The sequence below is a fragment of the Burkholderia sp. Bp8998 genome, from assembly GCF_003854235.1.
In the GTDB taxonomy this organism is placed as follows: Bacteria; Pseudomonadota; Gammaproteobacteria; order Burkholderiales; family Burkholderiaceae; genus Burkholderia.
Map to the genome: position 1 here is coordinate 1 of NZ_QTQF01000048.1, position 24,785 is coordinate 24,785.

Annotated in this window: 18 protein-coding genes and 3 pseudogenes; 3 read left to right on the forward strand and 18 right to left on the reverse strand. The window is 52.5% G+C overall.

The window, feature by feature from the left end; translation table 11 throughout:
• Nucleotides 1–80 precede the first annotated feature (80 nt).
• Nucleotides 81–366 (forward strand): annotated as a pseudogene (locus tag DIE06_RS39650) (transposase); the annotation flags it as partial.
• Nucleotides 367–635: 269 nt separating this feature from the next.
• Here DIE06_RS39650 and DIE06_RS39260 read toward each other — a convergent pair.
• A pseudogene (locus tag DIE06_RS39260) lies at nucleotides 636–1,268 on the reverse strand (transposase); the annotation flags it as partial.
• 80 nt (nucleotides 1,269–1,348) lie between these two features.
• Between DIE06_RS39260 and DIE06_RS32520 the strand changes: the two are divergent.
• Nucleotides 1,349–2,169: pseudogene (locus tag DIE06_RS32520) on the forward strand (IS3 family transposase); the annotation flags it as partial.
• A gap of 106 nt (nucleotides 2,170–2,275) precedes the next feature.
• On the opposite strand, the gene DIE06_RS32525 reads toward DIE06_RS32520, so the two are convergent.
• The 17 genes from DIE06_RS32525 to DIE06_RS32605 all read right to left on the reverse strand — a co-directional run bounded on the left by DIE06_RS32525 (nucleotide 2,276) and on the right by DIE06_RS32605 (nucleotide 23,449).
• Nucleotides 2,276–3,949, reverse strand: coding sequence for a GH39 family glycosyl hydrolase (locus DIE06_RS32525; RefSeq protein ID WP_124664945.1), 1,674 nt, complete (start codon nucleotides 3,947–3,949; stop codon nucleotides 2,276–2,278).
• Nucleotides 3,950–4,675: 726 nt separating this feature from the next.
• Entirely contained in the window at nucleotides 4,676–5,788 is a 1,113-nt protein-coding gene (locus tag DIE06_RS32530) for a glycosyltransferase (RefSeq protein ID WP_185733530.1), read from the reverse strand.
• A 5-nt stretch (nucleotides 5,789–5,793) separates the two neighbouring features.
• A complete protein-coding gene (locus DIE06_RS32535) occupies nucleotides 5,794–6,957 on the reverse strand; it encodes a glycosyltransferase (RefSeq protein ID WP_124664947.1) in 1,164 nt (387 codons plus the stop codon).
• Nucleotides 6,958–7,023: 66 nt separating this feature from the next.
• Entirely contained in the window at nucleotides 7,024–7,788 is a 765-nt protein-coding gene (locus tag DIE06_RS32540; protein ID WP_124664948.1) for a glycosyltransferase family 2 protein, read from the reverse strand.
• A gap of 54 nt (nucleotides 7,789–7,842) precedes the next feature.
• Nucleotides 7,843–9,210 carry a hypothetical protein gene (locus tag DIE06_RS32545; protein ID WP_124664949.1) on the reverse strand — a complete coding sequence of 456 codons (1,368 nt, stop codon included), beginning with the start codon at nucleotides 9,208–9,210 and terminating at the stop codon, nucleotides 7,843–7,845.
• A 61-nt stretch (nucleotides 9,211–9,271) separates the two neighbouring features.
• On the reverse strand, nucleotides 9,272–10,270 hold the full coding sequence (locus tag DIE06_RS32550) for a glycosyltransferase family 2 protein (protein WP_185733531.1): 999 nt from the start codon (nucleotides 10,268–10,270) through the stop codon (nucleotides 9,272–9,274).
• 51 nt (nucleotides 10,271–10,321) lie between these two features.
• Nucleotides 10,322–11,203 (reverse strand): polysaccharide pyruvyl transferase family protein, encoded by an 882-nt coding sequence (locus DIE06_RS32555; RefSeq protein WP_124664951.1) that lies wholly within the window; start codon nucleotides 11,201–11,203, stop codon nucleotides 10,322–10,324.
• 5 nt (nucleotides 11,204–11,208) lie between these two features.
• Complete coding sequence (locus tag DIE06_RS32560) at nucleotides 11,209–12,558, reverse strand: flippase (RefSeq protein WP_124664952.1); 1,350 nt, start codon at nucleotides 12,556–12,558, stop codon at nucleotides 11,209–11,211.
• Between the two features lie 85 nt (nucleotides 12,559–12,643).
• A complete protein-coding gene (locus DIE06_RS32565) occupies nucleotides 12,644–13,564 on the reverse strand; it encodes a GDP-L-fucose synthase (protein ID WP_124664953.1) in 921 nt (306 codons plus the stop codon).
• A gap of 37 nt (nucleotides 13,565–13,601) precedes the next feature.
• Nucleotides 13,602–14,720 carry a GDP-mannose 4,6-dehydratase gene (gmd, locus tag DIE06_RS32570; protein ID WP_124664954.1) on the reverse strand — a complete coding sequence of 373 codons (1,119 nt, stop codon included), beginning with the start codon at nucleotides 14,718–14,720 and terminating at the stop codon, nucleotides 13,602–13,604.
• A 69-nt stretch (nucleotides 14,721–14,789) separates the two neighbouring features.
• Nucleotides 14,790–17,003 (reverse strand): polysaccharide biosynthesis tyrosine autokinase, encoded by a 2,214-nt coding sequence (locus DIE06_RS32575; RefSeq protein ID WP_124664955.1) that lies wholly within the window; start codon nucleotides 17,001–17,003, stop codon nucleotides 14,790–14,792.
• A 2-nt stretch (nucleotides 17,004–17,005) separates the two neighbouring features.
• Nucleotides 17,006–17,446 (reverse strand): low molecular weight protein-tyrosine-phosphatase, encoded by a 441-nt coding sequence (locus DIE06_RS32580; RefSeq protein ID WP_124664956.1) that lies wholly within the window; start codon nucleotides 17,444–17,446, stop codon nucleotides 17,006–17,008.
• Entirely contained in the window at nucleotides 17,443–18,534 is a 1,092-nt protein-coding gene (locus tag DIE06_RS32585; protein WP_260433848.1) for a polysaccharide biosynthesis/export family protein, read from the reverse strand. Before DIE06_RS32585 ends, DIE06_RS32580 begins: the two co-directional genes overlap by 4 nt.
• A gap of 137 nt (nucleotides 18,535–18,671) precedes the next feature.
• Nucleotides 18,672–20,051, reverse strand: a complete 1,380-nt coding sequence (locus DIE06_RS32590; protein ID WP_124664958.1) for an undecaprenyl-phosphate glucose phosphotransferase — start codon at nucleotides 20,049–20,051, stop codon at nucleotides 18,672–18,674.
• Nucleotides 20,052–20,096: 45 nt separating this feature from the next.
• The gene (locus DIE06_RS32595) at nucleotides 20,097–21,614 is read right to left on the reverse strand and encodes a mannose-1-phosphate guanylyltransferase/mannose-6-phosphate isomerase (protein ID WP_260433849.1); all 1,518 of its coding nucleotides are present in this window, start codon (nucleotides 21,612–21,614) and stop codon (nucleotides 20,097–20,099) included.
• 85 nt (nucleotides 21,615–21,699) lie between these two features.
• On the reverse strand, nucleotides 21,700–22,665 hold the full coding sequence (locus DIE06_RS32600; RefSeq protein ID WP_124664959.1) for a GlxA family transcriptional regulator: 966 nt from the start codon (nucleotides 22,663–22,665) through the stop codon (nucleotides 21,700–21,702).
• Nucleotides 22,666–23,182: 517 nt separating this feature from the next.
• Nucleotides 23,183–23,449 (reverse strand): hypothetical protein, encoded by a 267-nt coding sequence (locus DIE06_RS32605; RefSeq protein WP_124664960.1) that lies wholly within the window; start codon nucleotides 23,447–23,449, stop codon nucleotides 23,183–23,185.
• Between the two features lie 807 nt (nucleotides 23,450–24,256).
• On the opposite strand from DIE06_RS32605, the gene DIE06_RS32610 reads away from it, so the two are divergent.
• Nucleotides 24,257–24,718, forward strand: coding sequence for a GDP-mannose mannosyl hydrolase (locus tag DIE06_RS32610; protein WP_124664961.1), 462 nt, complete (start codon nucleotides 24,257–24,259; stop codon nucleotides 24,716–24,718).
• Nucleotides 24,719–24,785 lie beyond the last annotated feature (67 nt).

Genomic DNA, 24,785 nt, shown 5'->3' on the forward strand with positions numbered 1-24,785 from the left:
TTGCTCAGCGTCACAACCGCTGCGCTGTCGGCGGCATGAACTCATCCGCAAGGAAAAGTGAATTGTTCAGGGCCGACTGGGTAGGGCTGGTGCCACAACAGCATACGACCGGCGGCAAGCCACGTTTGCTCGGTATTACAAAGAGGGGGAAACAGTTATCTACGCCGCTTGTTCGTGCAGGGCGCCCGCGCGCTATGGGTATGGAAAGACAAGCATCCCGACGATCCAATCCAGCACTGGCTAATCCAACTGGCCGAACGCCGGCATGCGCACATTGCGGTCTGCGCTCTGGCAAACAAACTAGTCCGCATTGCATGGGCTGTCATGCGAAGCGGCGCGGAGTTTAACCTGCACCATCACGCCTGAGGCATACCAGACCGATCGTTACCCTTGACGCAATGTTTTACCGCAGCTCGCGTAGCCAATCAGCATGGCGCAAACAACCATCCGTCGCTTCCCCAAACCCGTCTGGACTTCCGGCAGACATCATGCCGCGCCACTAATTGGGACGGAAGCGTGCGACCTCATCATGCAGGCCAGATCCGGATTCGTTCGGATCGCTATAGGCCGGATAGATAAACGCGAGTCGTCTATCGCCACCAGTCTGCGCTTGCGGTTTGCGGGTGGACCATAGAAAAATCCATACTCCGAGCGTCGTTTGGTTTTGCCGGCACGATCTTCGCCACCCGCGTCACCACCATCTTTCGTCGCTTCGGCAACTTCGAGCGTAACTGCAGCTGCTCTTCGCAATACAGCCGGTACGCCTGGTTCCGGCCCAACCGCAAGCCTTCCCGGCGTGGCAGTACATGAAGACATCGATACCCGTAGCACACACGCATAGGCGATCTCGCGCATACGGGGCCGCAGCTCCGGACGTGGATCCTTGATACTACTGTAGTACTAAACACTGCGCGGCTGCTTCACGAGCCGACAGGCCCGCCTCATCGTCAATCCGTAGTAGCTCACCATGTAATCCATCACGTCTCTTCTCAGCGCGGCCCTGGCCACTTTTTTGATGCAACGTCTTGCAGAATGGCCCTGTCCAGGCTCAGTTCGGCGGCCAGCTTCTTCGGCCACGCGTTCTCTTCCTGCAATTGCTTAAGTTTGCGCACCTGATCCGACTGCATCCCGGCATATTGCTTCTTCCACCGATAGAAGGTCTGTTCCGAAATACCGGCCGGCCGGATTACATCGGCCACCGGAACGCCTAGCTCGGATTGCTTCAGCACCGCCACAAGCTGTTCGATCGAAAAGCGCTTCCGTTTCATTACAAACTACCTCCAGGCTCAGGGCGAATTTTTCCGCAAACCTCGCTCTCAGATCGGTCCAAGATTCCTAAAGCGGATCAACTTACGCGAAAGCACGAGGCCTGTCGGACAGACGTGCGTGTGCGCTGACGTTGGTGGCGCGATCGGCGCTACATGACGAATCGAAGCTCGCAGTGCGGATGCGCCGGTGCTGGCGGCGATGAGCATTCTGTCGGCGCAGTATCCACGTTATGGGTACCGGCGAATTCAGATCTTTCTGGAGCGACAAGGCCGTCCGATGAGCGCGGATCGCGCATGGCGGCTTTGGCGTCTTGCAGGGCTGCGGGTGCCTCGCAAGCGTCCGCGTAGACGTGTGTCGGTCCGTCGCCCGCGGCCCCAGCCGGCGATAGCAGTACGACATGTCTGGGTGTATGACTTCGTATTCGACGCATGCGCGAACAGTCAGCAACTGAAGTGTCTGACGGTGATCGATGAACACACGCATGAGTACCTGACCATCGATGTTGCGGGATCGATCCGCTCCGTGCGGGTCATCGAGATTCTGTCGAAGCTGGTCAGCGTTCACGGTGCGCCACGCTACCTTCGTTCAGACAATGGTCCGGAGTTCGTGTCACGCGATATCCTGAAGTGGGCAGCGGATAGCGGGCTGGAAATGGTGCTCAGCGATTCCGGCAAGCCTTGGCAAAATGGTGCGGACGAGAGCTTCAATGGAGAATTCCGCGACGAGTGCCTGAGCCTGGAATGGTTTCGGACGCGCGCCGAAGCGACGGTCGAGATCGAACAGTGGCCGCGTCATTACAACGCCGTGCGGCCGCATCCAAGTTTGGCGTACCTGGCGGCCCACGAGCTCAAGCAGCGTTATTGTCCAATTGACGCAACCCAGGCCGTTCTCCAAGATTGAAATAGTCCGAAGAAATCAGGCAGGTCACACTGCACTTTGCTTCAACGTTCACCACAACGTCCAGCTCATGCGCTTTGCCACACGGCCCCCGCCTTAAATCGATGAGTTAATTTATTGGCGTCATTTCGTAAAAAAAAACAGCCGACGGTAATACTGCTACGCTGGGCAGCACCGCCGACCCGCCAGAGATCGGGACAACACTTTCATCAATACGCTCAAGCTCGCCAGTTCCCGGACCCACGCGCCCAAAGTTTTTCCTCGAAAAAAACGCATTGGAATGCCTTCCATCAATCAGATATCTTTCGATTTTTATTCGCCTCGCCTTAAAAGGAATGTTTTCAAGTACTATACTCATAGTTTGCACACTAGCCCTGTCCTTTGATAGGGAATCACTCCAATCCCCGTTTGCCAAAATCGCAGTAATTTTTGAATTATCTTTGCTCGCCAACACCGGCACGACATTATCTGACCCAACGACTTCCACCCGGACAGGCGCCATTCTTTTCAGCATCAACGCGAAGTTATAGACCGGCTTCGGAGTAACACCATCCGCAAGCAAAAAGGCAGGCCACCCCCAATTGTCACCCCCCCCGCCTTTAAACTCATGATCCCTCAAAATCAAAAGCATCGCACTTGATATGCGATTGTCCAGCATATCCTGGACAAATCTTGCTGACCAGGCAGCCCCGATCTCATTACCGTTTACAATTCCATGCGCAGTTTCATCTGTTGAGGCACTTGGCCCCCATTCCGTAACCGCCAGTGGCACGTGCTCAAGCCCGTTTCTTTTTAATATCTTTCTGTAATGCGAAACTCGTTCTGCGAAAGAAGGATACGGCCCAAATTTCAGCGACCCGCTTAAAGCGTCTTGATCCCCATAAACATGAAATGAAAAAAAATCAAGTGGTATTTTCTTTGACGCGACATCCCCGACAAATGCCCCAGCCCAGTCCAATCGATCTCTCACTAATGTATATGGTGTAATTGCTGGCCCACCAATCTTAATATGAGTATCCGGAAAATCGAGTCTAAATTTTTCCGCCGCCCTTGCCCAAATCTCATATAGCTCAAAATAAGCTCGATACATTAACTCAGATCCAGCTGACTGCTTTCCAGCCATTAACCACGGCGCACCATTCGTATCAGGTTCATTCGACACTTCGAAAATGGCCCTGTTAAATCCTCGATCAACAGCGACAAATTTAATTAACGAGTATGCATATTTCCCATACGCGTCAGCATTTGAAATTCCATAAAGCAAGCCATCGGGCGTACGAAAAGCCGTACTTTTCTGCAACCTCTGACCAACAACAATATGCGGATTCAAATCATACCTTCTGCAATCCGCCAAACTCAAACCCAACGATTCGAAATTAATTCCAGACACGCTTCCACTGGCATCGATCGAGATCGCATTGGGATTTTCAACATTAATGAGTCGCACACTTTTCACCCCAATCGCTTTTAGTTTATCCCATGTGTAACTCGGGATAGGCGCTTCCCACGAAGCGCCGGATAGATAGCTTTGAATAATTTCGATATCGTTTCCACCAGATTGCGAATAGGGAGAAGACACGTCAATCTCTATTTTCCTTACACGATCGGGTGCGTCGTGAAAAACTGCAACCTTATCATTTCCCTCCGACCTCAGAACCCTCCCTCCGCCGAACAACGCCACGATAAAAACAATCAGCACCCTGAAAGAGAACGATCTCCTTGACAGCAAATAATAATTCGATATTGGGAATATTCTTTTTAACGTGACGATATATTTACTCATAGCAATTCATCAACTCGAAATTTAACCAATATTCGTTGTAAAAATTCTACCTCTCCAAGCAATCCTATATGCCCCGGATCTTTTATGTAGTAAACTACACTACCTGATCAATTTGAACGCACAGGCAGACTTGACCATGAAAAAACATGTGATGATCGCATTGCTAACTATATTCACCGCACTTCCGGTGACTGCAAGTGCCGATCGTGAGCGATCGACATCCTCGTTCAGTGAAATGCGAAGTTCAAGAAATCTCTCCCAAGCTAGAAATGTGCGTCGAAACACCAATCGGTCGGCAAATTCTCGATCAAAACGATATCCCAACACCGTTCCAGGCGATGCCAACGAGCTAAGACTGCTCGGATCTTCATCACTACCCGGCGACTTATACGATAAACCCGTCGCAGGAGAAGAGGACTCTCAGATGCGACCATCCTCTCTTTCTCCGACATATCCGCCAACCCCACTAGAGAAGCAACTCACCAACATTGAGATGCCCATGTTGTCAGCCTCACCGAATAATCAATTCGGCCACACCACCCGAGCGCTTGGAACGAACACCACAATCGGAACTCCGAAAAATCAAATTGATCAGAAGACCACAAGATCAATATATCGGAACCCATGGTGAAAGTTGATACTTCCACGCCACTCTATTGGAAATCAAACATTCAACTCAATCAAGTATCTAATATGAAACGAAATTTTCGCTATATAATGCGATCTTCAAGACAAAATTTTCCTATACAAATCGAAATTCTTTTTTGCAAATTCGCCCCAGTCGTATTGCTTCAATATTCCATTATTCTCGCAAAATTTTCTATATTGTTCACTCACCGAATTCACACACGAAACCAGTGATTCCACTGAATTTTGATCAAAATACCTGAATCCTTGCCCGTAAACTTCCCGCAGAACGTCGGTTTCCGCTAGCAATATCGGTTTATTGAACTGAAGAGCTTCCAGCGGAGTCAATGCAAATCCCTCGAACTGCGACGGACAGACGTATATATCGCAGTTTCTATAAAGATAAGCTAACTCTTCATTATTTACAGACGACACTATCTTTACATCCCCTCCCGCATCCCTCACCAGTTTCTCACATTCCGAATAATAATCGGGTTGCGCAGGCCCACCTGCCAATACCACTCGATACCCAGGTAATTCGGCCGCTGCCTCAATCAAGATTCGTTGATTTTTCAGACGATAGAAACTCGATACGTACAGTAGGAACTTTACCTTGGGAATCTGCTTGATCTCATCTCTAACACCAACATCGCCGTTACTCAACCTAAGATTTTGAACCCCATTGCCGATCGTGGTAAAAGGAATCGCCCGTCCCAGGAATTCTTGCAGCTCTCGGCCAGTGGTGTAAGTTGTTACGGCAACCTCGCGTGCAGAATTCGCTGAACATTTAATTATCCAGTTCGACATTTTCGTCGCAAGCCAACCGCGGCCATGCATTTTCCTCGGGAGCATGAACGTCGTTGACGCGTGGAAAAACAATAACTGCGGTCGCACCGGGAACACAATTCCGAGCGTCGCGGGACTATGGATGCAATCACATTTCAAGCGCAAAGCGTGATAGTTTACAGCAAACTGCTCAAATACAACCCGCACGCTAGTCTTAAGATTACAGATCGTGATAAATTTTACCATCCCCTCTGCAGCCAGACTCCCCATCGGATCAATATTTCTAACTGCACATTTTTGAATCAAAACATAAATAATTATATTGGTCCGCTCCGTACGATACCGTTTACTAAACGCAGTCAAATATTCCCGAATAACCGTAGTATAGCCCGTTGGCCTTTCCCCAAGAATGAGGGCATTTAACATTATTCTCATTGATCGCCTTTTTCAAAAATAGATTGAACCACTTTCACCCAATCATGAGAAAATTTTTCTCCACGGCTAACGGCTTCTGAGATCAGCAACTCCCTTACCGAAGGATCACACAATCTTTCGATACAACCGATTGCAGAATTCAAATCGTTCTGCTTGAAATAAATAGCAGCATCACCACACACCTCTCTCGAGAAGTCGTAATCTGCAGTTATAATTGGAACTCCTGCCTTCATCGCCTCGACATAAGGAAGGCCATAACTTTCCGAGTATGTTGGAAAAAACATGCCATCAAAGAGTGAGTAAACCTCACCAACAACTGTGTGATTGACGTAGCCGAGATTTTTGATTCCCCCATCAAGACCACGTTCTTTTACTTTTTTTAAAAAAGAGCAATCCTGCTCCAAAGTAACGAAGAATCTTATCTCGAGGCCCTGTTTTTTAAAATGCTCAGCAAGCGGTAGCAAAATCTCATGATTCTTGTTTGGGTGTAGCCTAGCGGGGAAAAAAAGATTCAATGTCCCGCCCTCTGCCTCAATGTACGACAGTATATGAGACTTGGTCTGCTCGACTTCATCTGTCTCAATTGATGACGGTAGCGGCACCATGGTCACAACTTTGATATTAGTATTTTTAACTCGAAACCTCGAAGCAAGCCTTTTCTTGATACAGTCGAGCTGAACAATATATCTAGCGCCTTTCAGCGTCGTAGCACGAAATAGCGCTTTCTCGAGTTTTAGCCTTAATGCACTCCTCCAACTAATCTCCATAAATTCCGATCTCTCCTCAAGGTAGAAAGGATTATGTTGAAGCACAATCTGCCTTCTTCCCGGAACTAGGAAACTGGCAAAATTTGCTGTCATGAAAAGCAGGCTGGATTTTTTTCGATAAAATACGTATGGAGTGTATACGTGATCAATGAATAACTTAACAATAAATCGAAAGCGCTTCGTAGGATATCCAACAAATATATATTCTATATTTTCCGTCGAATGCTTGTCGCGAATAAACCCCTCAAACCCCACCCCCCTTGGCAAGATAAATATGAAGTGGCGTTTTGGTATGGAATTAACATCGAGACCAGCTATCACGCCAAAACCGACCGTCTTCGGACCGCCTTGGAACAAGCTGATCATATTAACAAGAATAGTTGAATCACTCATCTCAAGTTCAGCAAAGGTTGGTAAAGTTTCAGAAAATATTATAAAAATCTACCGAAGACTCCGGGATCATTTCCGGTTACTTCCACGCACTATGTTCTTCAAAGCCCATTTAGCATGCGCGATTTTTTTTTCAAAATACGCATTCACAGAACTTCTCCCACCGGCCGTAACCTTGGCCTTGAATGTTTCGTCGAAAATGCGACCTCCAGCGGCTCTACTAGTTCCTCCATCCGACACAATCGCAGTTATTTCCGGCATGTAGGATGCGTTTAGATCACCGCGAGGCCTCAGCAATAACTCATAATCGCCACATATTCGATAGGAACTATCAAACAATCCGTAATGGTCGAACAACTGACGCTTATGAAGCGCCCCAACATGCGCGATATTCATAATTCTTCTGAATTTCGCCCAATTCCAGGCCTCTCCAATAGTCCTACTGTTACCAGACGCGGTTACCAAATTAACTCTTGACGACACTACCAATGCATCTTTCGGGCAGCTCGAGTTGACATAATCAATATAATTCTGCATCGCATCAGGATACAGCACATCGTCCGCGCCGATAAAGCTGAACCAGCTTCCGGAACCTAGCCGCACGCCCTTATTCCACGCATCATATATTCCGTTGTCATTCTCAGATACAAATGCTGAGATGTGGTCACTGTATTCTTCTATGATACTTATAGTTTGATCGGTTGAATTTCCATCCACAATTACCAATTCTATTTCATTTGCCGATTGAGTAACAACACTCTCGATTGCGTTCCTTATGGTGCTTTCGCAATTGAATGTCGCGATCACCACCGTCACGATTATGTTATTTCCCATTCTTTAACTCCTCATAACCCAACTACGAAACTCAATAAATTAATATTTATACATTTATATTATTCTAGGCCTTCTAATAGAGGCAACGACACCCAACAATGAATATAATAGCGGGTCGAAATATTGACCTGCCCGAAATAGATACATTGCAAATACACTGAGAAACGAAACAACAAAGCACAATCGGCACAAGAACAGAGTCTCTGCTTTTTCGAGCTTTAAACGTATGAAAGCAGCCCTTCTTGCAGACCATGCAACGGTGATAAAAAATCCTATAAAACCAACTAAACCGACAATGCCCGTTTCAGAGATCAACCGAGCGGCTAATCCAGCCGCGTCATCAGCATTTAGTCGATACAAAATCGGCGTAGAAAACACGTAGCCAGGAGCAAACTTCTCATAGGCGAACGCGTGAGAACCCATGCCTCCTCCGAGCACCGGGTCCTGCTTGACGTTCGCCATAGCCACTACCAGATTCGAATTCACCGCCAATGCGCTAATTTGCTCCGTTTCAACCTTGTTCCCCACATTCTCGTCAGAATTCCACACCAACGCTACGGTTGCAAGTTTGTCCTTAAACGCGGGCCCCGCGATCACCGCAGTGGTCACCAACGCAAAAACGGAAGTAATCAATACAATAGTTCCGCTTATGGCTGTTCTAATCCGCACCCCGCGCACCACTACGATCAGCAGCACGACTGTAATAGCGAATTGAACCAACCCTAGAACAGATATTGCGGTAAAGTATGCGGTGAATATGACAAGCGCAGCCCAAAGTGGAAACACCCTGACCAAAGCAAGCTTATAGCGCCGCCCAAGCAACCCCATTCGAACCAATGCGAAACTCAGCATAAAGCCCAAATATCTGCTGAAGTGTGCCGGTTCGGATGCCCATGAGTTTGCGCGGTATAATGGTCCAATCATTCCACCTCCACGCCAAATCTGCCCCCCTTCCATCACATTAAGCAAATCAAACGAAAGGAATTCATTGGATCGGGTTAGGTTCCAAAGAATAAATTGAAGAAGCGCGACCACTGAGAAAATGACAAAAGTATGGCGCGCCACTGTAAGCACCCGAAATAGCAAACGCGGGTGATTTGCAATCTCCGATGAAATAACGGCGCTAACGGTTAGCGCAGTCAAAATACCGAAGAACTGAATTACCCCCTTTACCATCGACTGAGGTCCAAATGGGTTCAGCACCAAACCGAAAGCAACCGAGATGAAAAACGTTACTAAAAAAGCGTACGATTTCAATGGAAATGCCGAAAAGAAACCTCGCTTTAGAAGAAATTTCAGCCCCCCCAAAAACGCGACACCGAGCAGAAGCAAATAAGTTACATTTATATATGTACCATTAAGAAAATAACCTATCGTATAAAAAGGAATGAAGCATATGAGTATAAGAATTAGCTTTTCCATGATATATTTAGAAATCAAAAATCCTCAGCCAACACCTCCTACGCTCTAATTTATATCCCGCTCAACTTCTCAGCAAATAATAAATATTCCTCAACTGCTGCCGCCTCCTTTCCGGACTGGATCCGTATGCCGTCCATTTGGCTCTCGTATATGCAAGCGTCAAAGCGAGTTCCCACCTCGGGCGCTGGCGAGTTACGACATATCCCAAACTTTTCGCGATCGATATAACATCGGACACGACATTTTTTGCCAAGGCTCTTGTTATTACAAAAAATGAGGGCGGCGTACCCTGACGAATCGCCGACCGGTAAATCTCCAGAAACAGTGCGCTTGCGCCGAAGCCTTCGTACATTCTCCGTAGATTTTCTACAGTCATCCGCTTTGTATCAATGGCATGAACCACAAGCGCCTTACGTTCATACCAAACCCGCCAACCTCTTAGCTCAATCGCATAGGCGAGCTCGGAGTCGTCACCGGCAAGTTGCATACCGCCGGATCTTCCGGTCAGTAACGGTTGATATTCTGATTTCAAGATATCCACCAACGCAGCTCTTCTTATTGCCATACCGGCGCCCCAAACTGCATTTCCCCGAGGCAGGATCCCAGTGCTGAACGGAAGTGCGCCGACGGCGTAAGATCTTTGATATACATCCAAGTCAAGCGGGAATACTACGTTTGTCGGCAGTCTCGTCGAGCAACCAAAAATTCCGACATCGGTATTCAGCGAAAAAACTCTCTCCGCAGTCTCGAGATAGTCTAGATCTGGATGATTATCATCGTCGAGATAGGAAACATACTTCCCTCGAGCTGCCCGCATTCCGGCGACCCGAGCATATATCAACCCTGGAATTGGTTCTTTTATTATTGAAAACGATATGCGCGGAAACGATTGCGAAATCGAAGTTGCAATCGCCGCCGTCCTATCAGTCGATCGATTATCGACCAGAATTATCTCGCATTGATCTGGATTATAATCAGAAATAGCAGAAAACATACTTTTCAGCGCTTCTGCGATGCGGAATTCACCGTTAAAAGAACAAACGATAATTGACCATATCATGCAATTATCCATATATCGTGGCTTCACTCACTTCGAAAGTTAGCCTTATTTTTAGGCCAATGTCACATTTTTAAATAAATCCTTTAGTGAATGCTCATAAATCGAACTATTCTTTCCATATGAGTTATCTAACATTGTTACTTTCTTCCCTAGCAATGTCGCTCCAATACAGACGTGCAATCGATCGCTAATAACATGATCGGCGCGTGACAGTACACGGAAGAAACCTTTTGTCACCAAATCGGCCTCGGCCGGAATCTCATACGTCGAACTGTGCATTGCAGAGAGATCGATAGACATACGTTCGTGCTGTTCAAATTGAGATTCAACGTCCGTTCTCATCAGCCGTAAAATTCCATCTGATTCAGGCCTGATACGCTCTATACGGCGGCACCATTTAAGATATGCATACAGTTTGCGTGGTCGGCTTCCCATACTCAATGCAGACCATATCCCGTCAATGTCGTACGGATTTGTATTTGGAACCAACGAGAGCGCGAGATCATGTGACAAATAGACATTTGCTTTGCATCTAATTTCTTGAAGATAGGAAAAACTAATCTTTTCTCGGCAAAAAATGTGAAACCGGTCGTCCATTCGTGCAAACAAATCTTCATGGCCGCGAACCGTATGGGGTAGTAAAACAAATGCCGAAACACCTACCCTTAGCGCTTTCTCAACTGCCACCCGGGCGGGGGTATATAAAGGCAGCAATCCTCCACCGCCTCCATAAATGAAAACGTCACCTTTCTGGACATTTCCGCCGATTTCAAGATTTCTACGAATCCCGAGATCTCCAAACAATTTCAATGCGGCACTAGCAATCAATCCGTCGCCCGCATTCCCCACATTCGGCGTATACCTTATATTCCCGGTAGCGCAGAGTTTCTTCAGAGTCGAGCCAAGTTCGTTCCATCGATGATCAATTGTCATTTTAATTACCTGTTCATTAAGCTGCTTGATCCACCGCGACCCGCATTGCGAAATGTTCTTACCAGTTCGTAGCCCGGCATAAAAATCGCCCTTAGCTGCAAATAAAAGCACTCTCTGGTGCTCTGGTGGATTGCGTTCATCGCTACAGACGTAAGAGCCTGCGAAATCAACGACGCTATGGCAGCACCAAGAATTCCAAGGCGCGGTATTAGCATTAAATTGAGCAGCGCGTTACATGCCACGCCTGTGAACACTCTGTACATTGTCAACCTATATATTCCGGCTGCTACCATCCATCGCCCACCCGCGACACCGAGAAAAACGAAGACACTCGTCCAGATGTGCACTGAGAGAATACGCCCACTTGACGAATAACTTGAACCAAACAGGAGATGCAGAACGAACCCGGAAAAGAAAATCGAAGGAATTGCAAGCCCGTATGCAATTAGAACCAAGACCTCGAAAAGCAATGCCGTTCTGATTTTATAGACAGCGGGATTTTCTGATTTTGATTTTATTAATGCTGGATACAACGATGAACAGATGATCGTCGGAATGACATACGTGGCCTCCGAAAGCCTTAGGGCAGCCGAATACTGACCGACGGCGGCGTCGCCGAGCATCGATTGAAGCATAATCTGATCTAGCCGCATGTATGCAACAATACCCAATCCAGATATAGCCAGTGGCCAGGATTGCCTCAACATTGATAGTGCCATGCGCACCGATCCAGAACCGAACAATCTGGTCTTTCCGACATGCCTTGCCATAATCCAATATGCAATGCCGAGTGTGACCTGGTCGACCAAGGTTACATAAACAAACCAGTCCAGTTTTGCGCCAATCAAAATCAGAGTTATTTTTATGCCGGATGAAATAATTATTTGAACTACTTTGCAAACTACGACATACCTGGCCTGCACAATCGACTGAAAATAAAAGTCCATCACTTCGAATGCCTGAAAAATCAGGCCCACCGACAGGATGGCTACCGAAGATGTGACATGACACTGCTCCGAGCAAAAAGGAAGTACTAGCAGAACAACAGACAGGCAAAATATGCCCGCCAAGCACTTCATCCAGAACATCGAGCCGAGATACGCCGACTCCTCGGCGCGATGGCTCACTAGATTTCTCACCGCTATGTTGTCAATGCCCAATTTTGCAAATACGGAGAGGACCGACACGATGGCCAATACGTAACTCAAGAAGCCGAATTGACCAGGTCCCAGATATCTTGCAACATAGGCTCCGACGAAGATCCCCGAGCCGAGACGCAGAAGCTGTTCGACAAGGAGCCACGAGGTATTGAAAAAATAGCGGAGTATCCCGGATCGAGTTATTGTGCCTTCCATTTCTCGTCGACGATATTATCAGTTTCACGCATGATCAGACGAGCGAATCTTCCGACCAATAACCCGGATTAACGCTCAATGAGGGCTACCCTGCACCGGACATAAGGAAATCCTGGTACGTCATTTCGAGACCTTGCGTGAGGCCGATCTTTGGCTCCCACCCCAACTCTCTAATTTTTCTGATATCAAGAAGCTTCTGCTGAGTCCCGTCTGGTTTGTCCGTATCGAATTCGATCGCTCCTTCGAATCCTACTGCCTCAGATACCAAATCGGCCAATTCACGAATTGTTATATCTTCACCGCATCCGACGTTATAGATACCAGACAGGACATTCTTCTCGATAACGAAGTTCACCGCACGAGCAAGATCATCAACGTGCAAAAATTCGCGGCGGACTTTTCCAGTTCCCCATACACGGAAGGCCGGTGAGGACCTAATTTTAGCCTCATGTGCCTTTCTCAGTAGTGCGGGAAGAACATGGCTGGTTTTTAAATCATAGTTATCGTTCGGGCCATAAAGATTCGTAGGCATCAACGAAACGTAGCTTCGCCCGAACTGCCTGTTATAGGATTCGCAGAGCTTGACCCCCGCAATTTTCGCGATCGCGTATGCATCGTTAGTTTTTTCCAGTTCTCCCGTTAGGAGGTAGTCCTCCACGATCGGCTGAGGACATGCTCGTGGATATATACACGACGAGCCGAGAAAAATGAGTCGCTGTACACCTGCTGAATGTGCGGCAGATATTACGTTGGCCTCGATCATCAGGTTTTCATACAGGAAGTCAGCAGGGTATGTGTCATTCGCCAGAATACCGCCGACCCTGGCCGCCGCAAGAATGACAAGATCAATCGTATTATCGCGGAAGAAATCCTCGACGGCCGCCTGGCGAGTCAAGTCCAGTTCGCCGCGCCGGCGAGTAACTAGCTCGACAGTCGCCACATTTTTCAGCGCTCGGACTATTGCTGATCCAGCCATGCCCATGTGCCCCGCAACAAAGATCTTCATTTTCGCGCTCCTAATTGTCTACTGTAGCTTGAGGCATTCACTCGTTGTATTCGAACGTCTTGAAGCCGGCGAGTGTCACTAAGGCATCACGTTTGGCCGCCTGATAGTCCGATCGCACCATTTCACTGACTAGTGATTCAAATGAGGTTGCCGGCTTCCAGCGTAGCTTCTCGTGTGCCCTCGTAGGATCTCCGAGCAACGTCTCAACTTCGGTCGGGCGAAAATAACGCGGATCGACCCGTACAATTACGGCCCCGGGTTTCACCTTCGCTTCCGCACCTTCGACTTTTTCAACAATACCAATCTCATCGACTCCAGAACCTTCAAACCGCACAGTAATACCCAATTCGACCGCAGCACGCTGCACAAAATCACGAACGCTGTACTGTATGCCAGTTGCAATTACGAAGTCTTCGGCCACTTCCTGTTGCAGCATCAGCCACTGCATTTCCACGTAGTCGCGTGCATGCCCCCAATCGCGCAGCGCCGAAAGGTTGCCGAGATAGAGACATTCCTGTAGGCCCGTGGCAATTCGTGCAATCGCGCGCGTGATCTTTCGCGTGACGAATGTCTCGCCGCGAACCGGTGATTCGTGATTAAACAGAATACCGTTACATGCATATATCCCGTATGCTTCGCGATAGTTCACGGTGATCCAGTACGCATAAAGCTTTGCTACCGCATACGGACTACGCGGGTAGAACGGTGTCGTCTCCTTCTGAGGAATCTCCTGCACGAGGCCGTAAAGCTCCGACGTGGAGGCCTGGTAAAAACGCGTCTTCTTCTCGAGTCCGAGAATCCGAATCGCTTCAAGGATTCGCAGTGCCCCGATACCGTCCGCATTCGCCGTATATTCCGGCTCCTCGAACGAAACGGCCACATGGCTCTGGGCGGCGAGGTTATAAATCTCGTCAGGCTGTACGCGCTGGATAATACGCACGAGACTTGTCGAATCGGTCAGGTCACCATGGTGCAGCACGAAACGCCGGTCGGACACATGCGGGTCTTGATAGAGATGGTCGATCCGGTCGGTATTGAACAATGAGGCGCGGCGTTTAATGCCATGCACTACGTAGCCTTTGTTCAGCAACAGCTCCGCGAGGTAAGATCCGTCCTGCCCCGTCACACCGGTAATCAATGCAACTTTACGATTCATGATTGGATACTCCAAATTGGCCGTGCCGCATGTGTCGATGTCTCATACTCAGTCTGTAATGTCGTTCATTCACTCTGAAACGCTTTCGTATCCGTAATAACCGGAGTAGTAACTTCCATAACCGAATCGATGTCGCGGCACGTCGGTCAACAATGCTCCCTTCAGCGTCACGCCACCACCGCGCAAACGGTTTGCGCATTCGATGAGTTCCGCGCGGGGGTGCTGGCCGTGCCTTACCACAAGCAGCGTGGCACCGGCGTGGCGGCCGATCACGGTCGAGTCGGTCACCGCGAGCACTGGCGGGGTATCGACAATGACCAGATCGTAGCGCTGGGATACTTCGTCGAGCAGTGCCTTGAACCGACCATTCAGCAACAGTTCTGCCGGATTTGGCGGCAATGATCCCTTCGGGAGTAGGTCCACACCTGTGACGACATCACGCTGGATTGCATCTTCAAGATTAAATCCCGTAATTACGTCTGATAGCCCGGGCTGCTTGGATACCCCGAGATACGAGTGGACGTTACCGCGCCGCATATCCGCATCGATCAGTAATACTCGTGTTCCGCCGCTCGCGAGCACGGCCGCCAAGTTCACCGAAACAAATGATTTTCCGACTTCGGGACGCGGGCCGGTGATGACGATCACGTTATTGGAAGCATCTAACAATGCGAACTGCAGTGCTGTTCGCAGACTCCGAATGCCTTCGATAGCCAAGTCTTCCGTTTCGTGCGACGCCAATATATGAGGACCGGGCAAGCCGCGATCCATTGCTTGCTGGAGATTGATTTGCGCTTGGCTGCGCGGAATCGTTGCATAGACCGGTAAGTCGATAGCTTTCTCGATCTCGTTGCTGTGCTTCACCCCGCCGAACAATGCATGTTTAGCAAACGCAGTCACCATGCCGAGGACTAGTCCTAGCAGTCCAGCCAGCGTGATGACGATCGGTCGATTCGGCTTTACCGGATAGTCGGCCGCTACAGCAAAGTCGACGACGCGAACGTTGCCGACCTGACCAGCCTTGATGATGCGCAACTGCTGTGCGTTGTCGAGCAAGTTCGTGTAGAGCTCGGTGTTCACACGCACATCGCGCAACAAGCGCAATGCAGATTGCTCGGTATCCGGCAACGTCAGCACACGTTTGTTTAACCGATCCTGCTGTGCGTTGAGGGCCGCAATCTGTGCTGTCAAGGCAGCGACGGCCGGGTGCTCGCCCGTGAAGCGTTGCGCCATTTCGACCCGTTGCTGCTCCAAATCGGCGAGCTTGGTCTTGCCCTCAACGATTTGTTGAAGCAATAGGCGACTCTCTTCGGTTAGATCGACGGTGCCCTTCTGGTTGCGGAACGCGTTGTATCTATCCTCGGATTGATCGAGCTTCTTGCGCAACTGCGGCAATTGTTGATCAAGGAACGCAAGCGTGTGCTCTGCCTCGGCCGATTTCCGGTCGATGTTCTGTTGCACATACGTGGACGCGATAGTATTCAGAATCTCAGCCGTCCGCGCACTATCGGTGCCATCCAGCGACGCACCGATCACACCCGATTGCTTGGTTTTTTCCGCAATGACAAGATCTTCTTGTAGCCGCTTGATCGTCGCTTGCGTCGATGCGCGACCGAGCACGAATTCCGTATCCGGTCGGGCGAGAATGCGCGCGACTGTCAATTCCACCTGGCCATACCGATCCATGCCCCGTGCCGTCTGGCCGACCGTCCCCTTCAGGACGACATCGCCCTCCGGGTTGATTAATTCATAGGTACTGCCGCCACTGGCGACCAGCTTAAACTGTGCGTCATAGCGTTCCTTCGGCACCTCGAAACGGGTGACTTCGATCTTCTCGCCACCCCATGCGAAGCGTGTCATTCCGAACCATGGTGCAGCCAATTTCTTGTTTCCGGCTAGGCGCGCCAGCATTGCACCCATCACTGGGAAGTAACGTGGCTGTGCCGAAATGTCGAGATGTAGCGTGTCCACCGTGTGACCGATCACGAGGCGTGAACGAATCAGTTCGATTTCTGCGTCAGCGGTCTGCTTCGTGTCGAAGATCGAGGCTAGATCGCCCAAGGCGTTCTGCGCCGAGTTCGCACTATCTTCGACCTGAATCATCACATCCGCGCGATATGCCGGCTTCGTGACGAATGCGTAGACCGTGCCAAGTAAAAGCACGAACGCAGCGATCACAGCAATGAGTTTCCAGTTCTCGGCGACGACAGCGACATAGTCGGACAAGTGAACGTCGTCACTTTCCTGCATATCGAACATTCTAGATTTATTTACGGATTCCATAGTCAACTCTTGATCCGATTCATTTTGTCAACCCAACGCTTCATACTCAGGTCAATTTGAGTCAGAGCCAATTCGAAAGCTGATCGTCCTCGCCTGTACGGATCGATAACATCGATCTTTTCAAACTCACCTATACGAAACACTCGACCCTTCGAAAACGGATAGCCGGCTTCGATTCTTCTTCGCTGGCTCTGGGTCATCGTGAGAATTAGATCCGCCGAACGCATGTGTTGTAGATTAAGATCGACGGCAATGTGTTCGCCGAGGTCAATACCGCGTTCAGCCATCAGCTCAACGGCCAGTGGATCTGCGCGCCGTCCTGCAAGCGCCGAACATCCGGCTGATCTAACTCGCGCCGACGGCAATGCCCGAGCCAACAGCGCCTGCGCCATCGGGCTTCGACAGATGTTCCCTTCGCACACGACGAGGATGCTATTGATCATTTCGCCAACACCGCGCCAGTCAGACCTGCATTGATTGCGGGCAGCAGCAGGCTCAATACACGGCTGACACGCACCAGTGCGTTGCCATCGACATACACGACATCCTTCGGCTGCAGCTCGAACTGGTTCGCTAGTACCATCGAGACGGGTGAACGAGCATTGAGATGAAAAACCTGAGGCTTTGCTTCCGATGCTCCGCGAATCACGTACATCTGAGCTGCATCCGCACTGGCGCTATTCACACTGCCAGCCTGCGAGAGTGCATCGCTCAGCGTGAGTCGCCCGTTCTTCAACGGCAATGCCGTAATTGGCTTGTTGACCTCGCCCATCACGAAAACACCGTTGTCTTCGCGCGAAACGATACGTAGCAGATCCCCGCTTCTCAGCAAAATTCTCGATGGATTCACGTTGTGGTCCAGCATCCGCGTGAGATCGATCCGGTACGACGTACCATTTCGCACGACAACCACCCGGCTCTGATCCGCCGTGGGGCTGAACCCACCCGCTCGGTTGATCGCCTCGTTCAACGTCATCGGGACATCATTGACCGGCACAACGCCTGGTGTATGGACTTCTCCGTCGACATAAATCTGCTTCGCACGGAACGAGGAGACGCGCACCGTGACCTGCGGCTTCACAAAAACCCGCTGCAGTGCGGCCAGGACAGTACGTTGCGCTTGTTCGATGCGCATGCCAACCACATGAACGTTGCCGGCATACGGCACCTGCACGTTGCCGTTGTCGTCGATGACAAAGCCCTGAACCGGGTCGTACGGCCGCGAGTTCGTCGACGTTTGCCCACCCTGCGCAGCGGCAAGTTCAGGGTGATCCCAGACAGTGATCTGCAACACGTCACCCACGCCGAGCGTGTACGGTTCCGGTTTTCCTATCAGATCGTTAAGCTGCGTTTCGCCAGTCCGCCGCCCCTCCTCGCGCATCTCCTGAATCAACGCCATGTTGATATCAGTAATCGGAATATGAAGTTCCTGTTGGGAGGCGCTTTCGTCGCCGCCAGTCACTGGCAATGTTGCTTGCGACGACATGCGCATACCCGGTGCAACGGCGCACGCCGAAAGCACAGCGCTCATCGTTGCACCGATCACGATTCGCGCGCCATGACGGCCGAACGCGGCCGCCCTGCTATCGCGCCGATCCCAAATACACCTCATCTCGTCTTCCCCGGTTTATGTTTAGAGATGCAACAAATCACGACGTCGAAACCCGCTCAATAAGCGTTCGCATTAACCAACCCCTTCGCCACCGTCGCCAGCACGATCCGCATATCCAGCGCAAACGACCAGTTCCGCAGGTAATAGAGGTCGTACTCGACCCGCTTCTGCATCTTCTCGAGCCGATCGGTTTCGCCGCGGTACCCGTTCACCTGGGCCCATCCAGTAATACCCGGCTTGATCCGATAACGATGGATATACCCATCGACGACTTTCTGATAAAGCCGATCGTGCTCGATCGCATGAGGCCGCGGCCCGACCACCGACATCTCGCCGCGCAGCACGTTAAGAAACTGCGGCAACTCGTCGAGGCTGGTCCGCCTGAGAAAACGTCCGACCCGTGTGATGCGCGAGTCGCTCTTCGTCGCCTGCGTAACCACGCCTGCCTGCTCGGCGTGCACGCGCATCGTGCGGAACTTGAGAATCTGGAACTTGCGTCCGTCGGCACCCTTGCGGTATTGCTTGAAGAACACGGGCCCGCGCGACGACAACTTCACCGCGATGGCGATCACCACCATCAGCGGCAACAGCGCCACCAGCGCAACTGCCGCGAACAGGCGATCGAACACTTCCTTCTGCCACATCGCATGGCGCGGCATAGGCGACGCAACGAGATTGATCGCTGGCGCACCGATGAGGTCGATCATCGCGCCGTCGAACAGCGCGACGCTGCGCACATCGGGAATAAAGCGGATATTCACGAGATCGTCGCCGAACGCATTGACGAACCGCAGAACGGTCGCTTCCTCCGACAAAGGCAGCGCAAGCCAGATTTCCCGGACACCGTTCTCACGAACAAACTGCGCGAACTCATCGAGCTCCGTGAATACCGGCACGCGATTCGAAGCACTTGCGATGATCGGGCGTACATCGAATATGGCTGCCGGACGAAAGCCGCTGGCCGGCGACTCCTCGATGTTCCGAACTACCTGCTGGCAGTGCTGTGCATGCCCGACCACCGCAACACTTCGCAAGTTGATGCCTGCATACCGAACACTGCGCAGAAAAAGGTGCGTGCCGATTCGCGATGCGATCAGCGCACCACCCGTCATCGCCGTCCAGTACACGAACCACAGCCTGGAAACCACATCCGAGCGATGAAGCGAGAACATCAACACGATGCCGCATGCCTGAACGACGAGCCACGCGAGCGAGATCTTCCCGCTCAGCCTCAACATCGACCGGCCACGCCACGATTCGTACACGCCGAACACCGGAAACAGCACCAGCGTGAACGCAATCGCGAATGTGACGAGCGCGCTGTCGACGTGCCCTACTGAAACCGCCTGGTATCGAAAGTGCGACGCAAGCAGCGAGCCGGCGACGATCAATGCGATATCCACGAGCCGAGCCATCATTCCTTGTAGACCGAACATTTCAATCTCCCGTCTGACGCCAGCGATCACAAGCGATCCGGAACATCACGCTCGCCCGTACGTATCGTCGAACCGCACGATGTCGTCCTCGCCGAGATACGATCCCGACTGCACTTCGATGAGCTCGAGCGGCAACTTGCCCGGGTTCTCGAGCCGGTGCGTGACGCCAAGCGGAATGAAGGTCGACTGGTTTTCGCCGAGCATGAATTGCTCGTCGCCCCGCGTGACGAGTGCGGTCCCGCGCACGACGATCCAGTGCTCCGCGCGGTGGTGGTGCAGCTGGAGCGACAAGCGACCACCCGGATGCACGACGATGCGTTTGACCTGGAAGCGATCACCGTGGTCGATCGAGTCGTAGTAGCCCCACGGGCGTCGCACCTTCCGGTGCGTGTCGGCTTCCGGCGCCTGCTGCGCGCGGATCCGGTTGACCAGGCCCTTCACGTCCTGCACGCGCGAGCGGTCGGCCACGAGCACCGCGTCGGCGGTCTCGACGACGATGGCATTGGTCATGCCCACGCATGCGACGAGTCGCCCTTCCGAATGCACGAAGCTCGATGTCGCACCTTCGAACACGACCTTGCCGCGCCCGACGTTGCCATCCGCATCCTTGTCGAGCGCTTCCCAGACCGCATCCCACGAGCCCAGATCGGACCAGCCCGCATCGAGCGGCACGACCACGCCGTCCACCGTGCTCGCGTCCGACGCGAGCCGCTCCATCACCGCGTAATCGATCGAATCCGACGGCGACTGACGAAAGGCATCGTCATGCGGGCGGAAGAACGGGCCGTCGTGGGTGCCTTGCACATGTGCCGTCATGCAGGCCGCGTGCATGTCAGGCTGAAGCGCGCGCAACGTATCGAGCCAGACGCTCGCGCGCACGACGAAAATGCCGCTGTTCCACCAGTACGAACCCGCCTCGACGTACTGTGCCGCGAGTTCGGCAGCCGGCTTCTCGACGAACCGCTCGATCCGGTGCGCGCCGCCGCCAAGCGCCTCGCCGATCTTGATGTAACCGAAACCTGAATCAGGCCGAGTCGGCGGCACGCCAAGCGTCGCGATCGCGCCGCGCCGCGCATGGTCCACCGCCAGTTCGATCGCGCGATGAAACGCGACCGTATCGGCAATAGCGTGATCGGCCGGCATCGCGACGACGATCGCGTCTTGCCCGTCCGCACAGGCAGCTGCAGCCGCAAGGGTCAGCGCGGGCGCGGTATCCCGCCGGGTCGGTTCGACGATGATGCGGGCATCGAGTCCGCTGGCCCGAAGCTGCTCCGCCGTGACGAACCGGTGCTCTTCGCCGCACACGACGATGGGCGCCGATACGCCACCTTCTTCGATCGAAAAACCCGTCATGCGCTGCACGGTTGCCTGCAGCAAGGAATCCGCACCCAGTACGCCGATCAGCTGCTTCGGATACTGCTCGCGCGACATGGGCCACAGGCGCGATCCCGATCCGCCTGCGAGAACGACCGGCGCGACGCGGAATTTCACGTCGGCTGGAATGTCGCGGTCCGACCCGACCTGCGCTGCTTCGCCTTTCACTACATCGATGGACGACGACATGTTCTGCACTCCTATTCTCTCAGGCAATGAATTCGTTTTGCAAAACCACAAGAATGCGCACTGTCCTTCTCCAGGCCGACCGAACCTACAATTCCTGTTCCGTCTCGCTCGAGCGTGCACGGGACCGGTATTCCGAAGGCGTCACGTCGAGGTGTCGCCGGAAAATCTTGGCCAGGCGATCACCATTTCCCCACCCGCATCGCCGTGCGATCGTGCCGATCGGCAAATCGGTTTCCATCAACAGCTGCACCGTGCGCTCCAGGCGAACCTGCAGCAGGAATTCCGACGGCGTCATGCCGATTTCCTGCTTGAAATGACGCAGGAAGTTCCGTTCACTCATGGCTGCAACACGCACTGCATCGCTGACGGATATCGCTCGCTCACAGTTCTTTCGCAACCAAATCTGCGCCGCCCGAATCCGGTCGGCGGGTACGCCATTACGTGCGTCACCATCCTGCTCGGCCGGATCGAGCGCGTCATTCAGTGCGAGCCGCGCCGCGATCCCGCGCACGGCATCACCGCCCAGGTCGCGCTCGACGATCGCCAATGCGGCTCTCGCCGGCTCGTAGCCGTCTCGCACCTCGTGCACCACGTCGGTCGCATGCGAACCCATTCGTGCTGCATCGATCAACATCCTGCCTTCACCGATCGACTCGACCATGCCCGTCTTCGGCAGCACGATCCGCAACCAGTCGATCATTCGGGCGTCACGCGCGGCGCGCCGCGCACCTTCTCCGCCTGCGACGAACAACGCGTCGAATGCATTCGCCGATCGCGTGTCGCATACCGATGTCCGCACGCTGATGGCCGACGACCAGACGATGTTTCCGCCCTTCGACGAATAGAACCGAATGTCGTAGAGCGGAAGCCCGGTCGCTCGCGGCGCATAGAGTTCGTTTGCCACTTCGAACACCTCGAACACCGCTCCAGCCGCGAACAATGAAAATCCATCGAAGATGACAACGCCGATACTCCGATTCCTGCGTGACCGCTTCCCTCCAACATCTGCTGCCGCTCCATCATTCGAATGATCGACAACCATGTGCGTCATAGCGTGCTCACGGACATTTAGTCCAATCAACTTTTTTGCCGTCCTTGTTCGACCTTTCGACTCCATTGCGACGCATCATACCGAGGGCGTCGAGTGGCGTTTAAAAGCTGGCCGAATCGAACAAACAGTCGTCGGATTAGCCTGCGGGATTTCCCTGATCGGCCAAATCCTGGCGGTTTCCGACTAGCCTCTTGCAGCGAAATGGACGACGACGGAAGAGGAAACGCAGCGGTCACGCTGCGAGCGAGTGGTATGCGGCGGAGACCATATAACGATTACAGGATCGAGACATGTTCCAATGGTCACCGACGCTTGTCAGGCCAGCGTCGATGCGGCGTATTCGGCCACAGGCAGCCACAGGGCGTCGTGCGAAGCCGACTAGCCTGGATCCGCCATTCCGGCGCTCATGGAAACGCGCTAACGCTGCGATGCAGCGGCCGTTTGCCCTTGGTTTCTCGCGTGCTTCGACAGTGGTCCGGATTCAAGCCCCCGGCACCCTGTCTGCGAATGCGATCGTCTACGACATGACCGCACTCGCAACGAGCGACGCAATGCCTGCTGGAAGCGCAAACACCACGGACAGTGCCATTCTTTTCAGGATTCGCGCTCGCGCGACTTCACGCGAGCCACGAGCTCGACGCGACTGGAATTCAAGCAGCAATAGCCCTTGACCATGTCGCGCGCCGGCCCAAAGTCCCGACGCGGTGCTGAAGACGAGGTAGACCAGAACCCACACGAAACAGATCCTGGAGACAATCATGAGAGCGACGTTCATATCGGCCATGCTCCGTTATCGGCAAGATCTCGCGCAGCGAACCATGCGCGTTACGATGCCGCTAGCGTATTGCAATGCAGCATGCCCGACATGACAATCATTCCGCCGATTCCGCCAACCGGTTACCGTATGTTTTCGACCGCTAACGCGCGTGGCCCGCGCGCGTCACGAAAGCAACACACGCGACGACGCCGGGACGATTTCAGGTTGTTTTCAGGCGATGAAGCGAGACGCGCGATGGGCCCAAGGCAGTCCGCATGGCTTCTCGAACGATGAACGTATGTCTCGCGATACTGTTCGCACTACTTTACGATTCGCGATGCCGGGCGACACGCTTCGTCTTGTGGTTCCACGATTCGAACGACGGCGACCGACAATCGCAGCACGTTGAGTTCGACCCGTGATGAATAAAAAGGCCTGCGCGCCAGATGGCGCGCAGGCGAAATTCCGAGGAGAATTCCGGGGTGAACTCGTCTCCTCGAAAGGCCAGACGATAGACTAACTGCGAATCAATTGTTGCGAAGCAAGATGGCGGCTCCGACCACGATCATGGCCGAATGAAAATGTATCGATGCGCGCGCACGCACTTCTCGATGAACATTGCACCATCGCGCCCCATCGGCTTTGCGCGATTGGCGGATTGCTTCGGTGTTTTGGCCGACGAGCGCGACCTCGGGCGGTCATCATGCGATGCATGCATACGGACATCCGCCGTTCGAACATCGGCAAAGCCGGCACGTCATTACGGTAGCCGGGTTGCATTCGAGTGCGGAACGATGCCCGTGCACTTCGCAGATTTCCTGGAGCCGATGAGCCATGCTTCCGCTGGACACCTTCTTGCGCGTCGTCGACGCAACCCCGCTCGTTGCGATCGACCTGATCATCTCGAACGGCAACGGCGCCTACCTGCTCGGTCACCGTGTCAATCGTCCCGCGCAGGGTTTCTGGTTCGTGCCGGGTGGCCGAATCCGGAAGAATGAACGTCTCGATGATGCGTTCAATCGCATCGTGCAAGACGAACTCGGATGCAGCGGTCTGGAACGGGCCGATGCCGAACTTCTCGGCATCTATGACCACCTCTATGAAGACAACTTTGGCGGTGCGCCAGACATCTCGACGCATTATGTCGTGATGGGATACAAGCTCCGCGGCAAGTTCGACCTTGTGTCGCTGCCGAATGCGCAGCACACCGCATACCGGTGGGCGACCATCGACGAAATCATCGCCGACCAGACGGTTCATCCTAATACCCGGACCTACTTCGACGAGGCTGTCTGAAATCGGACATGCGCCGCGCCCGGACTAAAACCGGCCACTCATCGCCGGTCGTCGTCCGGGCGACTAT

Bases quoted from the DNA above. Each gene is read 5' to 3' on its own strand.
- DIE06_RS32600 (WP_124664959.1), bottom strand. From the start codon at position 22,665: ATGACGCACATGGTTGTCGATCATTCGAATGATGGAGCGGCAGCAGAT.
- DIE06_RS32550 (WP_185733531.1), bottom strand. From the start codon at position 10,270: ATGATATGGTCAATTATCGTTTGTTCTTTTAACGGTGAATTCCGCATC.
- DIE06_RS32565 (WP_124664953.1), bottom strand. From the start codon at position 13,564: ATGAAGATCTTTGTTGCGGGGCACATGGGCATGGCTGGATCAGCAATA.
- DIE06_RS32540 (WP_124664948.1), bottom strand. From the start codon at position 7,788: ATGGGAAATAACATAATCGTGACGGTGGTGATCGCGACATTCAATTGC.
- DIE06_RS32535 (WP_124664947.1), bottom strand. From the start codon at position 6,957: ATGAGTGATTCAACTATTCTTGTTAATATGATCAGCTTGTTCCAAGGC.
- DIE06_RS32590 (WP_124664958.1), bottom strand. From the start codon at position 20,051: ATGTTCGGTCTACAAGGAATGATGGCTCGGCTCGTGGATATCGCATTG.
- DIE06_RS32560 (WP_124664952.1), bottom strand. From the start codon at position 12,558: ATGGAAGGCACAATAACTCGATCCGGGATACTCCGCTATTTTTTCAAT.
- DIE06_RS32585 (WP_260433848.1), bottom strand. From the start codon at position 18,534: ATGAGCGCTGTGCTTTCGGCGTGCGCCGTTGCACCGGGTATGCGCATG.
- DIE06_RS32605 (WP_124664960.1), bottom strand. From the start codon at position 23,449: ATGGCCGATATGAACGTCGCTCTCATGATTGTCTCCAGGATCTGTTTC.
- DIE06_RS32525 (WP_124664945.1), bottom strand. From the start codon at position 3,949: ATGAGTAAATATATCGTCACGTTAAAAAGAATATTCCCAATATCGAAT.
- DIE06_RS32545 (WP_124664949.1), bottom strand. From the start codon at position 9,210: ATGGAAAAGCTAATTCTTATACTCATATGCTTCATTCCTTTTTATACG.
- DIE06_RS32580 (WP_124664956.1), bottom strand. From the start codon at position 17,446: ATGATCAATAGCATCCTCGTCGTGTGCGAAGGGAACATCTGTCGAAGC.
- DIE06_RS32595 (WP_260433849.1), bottom strand. From the start codon at position 21,614: ATGTCGTCGTCCATCGATGTAGTGAAAGGCGAAGCAGCGCAGGTCGGG.
- DIE06_RS32530 (WP_185733530.1), bottom strand. From the start codon at position 5,788: ATGTTAAATGCCCTCATTCTTGGGGAAAGGCCAACGGGCTATACTACG.
- gmd (WP_124664954.1), bottom strand. From the start codon at position 14,720: ATGAATCGTAAAGTTGCATTGATTACCGGTGTGACGGGGCAGGACGGA.
- DIE06_RS32555 (WP_124664951.1), bottom strand. From the start codon at position 11,203: ATGACAATTGATCATCGATGGAACGAACTTGGCTCGACTCTGAAGAAA.
- DIE06_RS32575 (WP_124664955.1), bottom strand. From the start codon at position 17,003: ATGGAATCCGTAAATAAATCTAGAATGTTCGATATGCAGGAAAGTGAC.
- DIE06_RS32610 (WP_124664961.1), top strand. From the start codon at position 24,257: ATGCTTCCGCTGGACACCTTCTTGCGCGTCGTCGACGCAACCCCGCTC.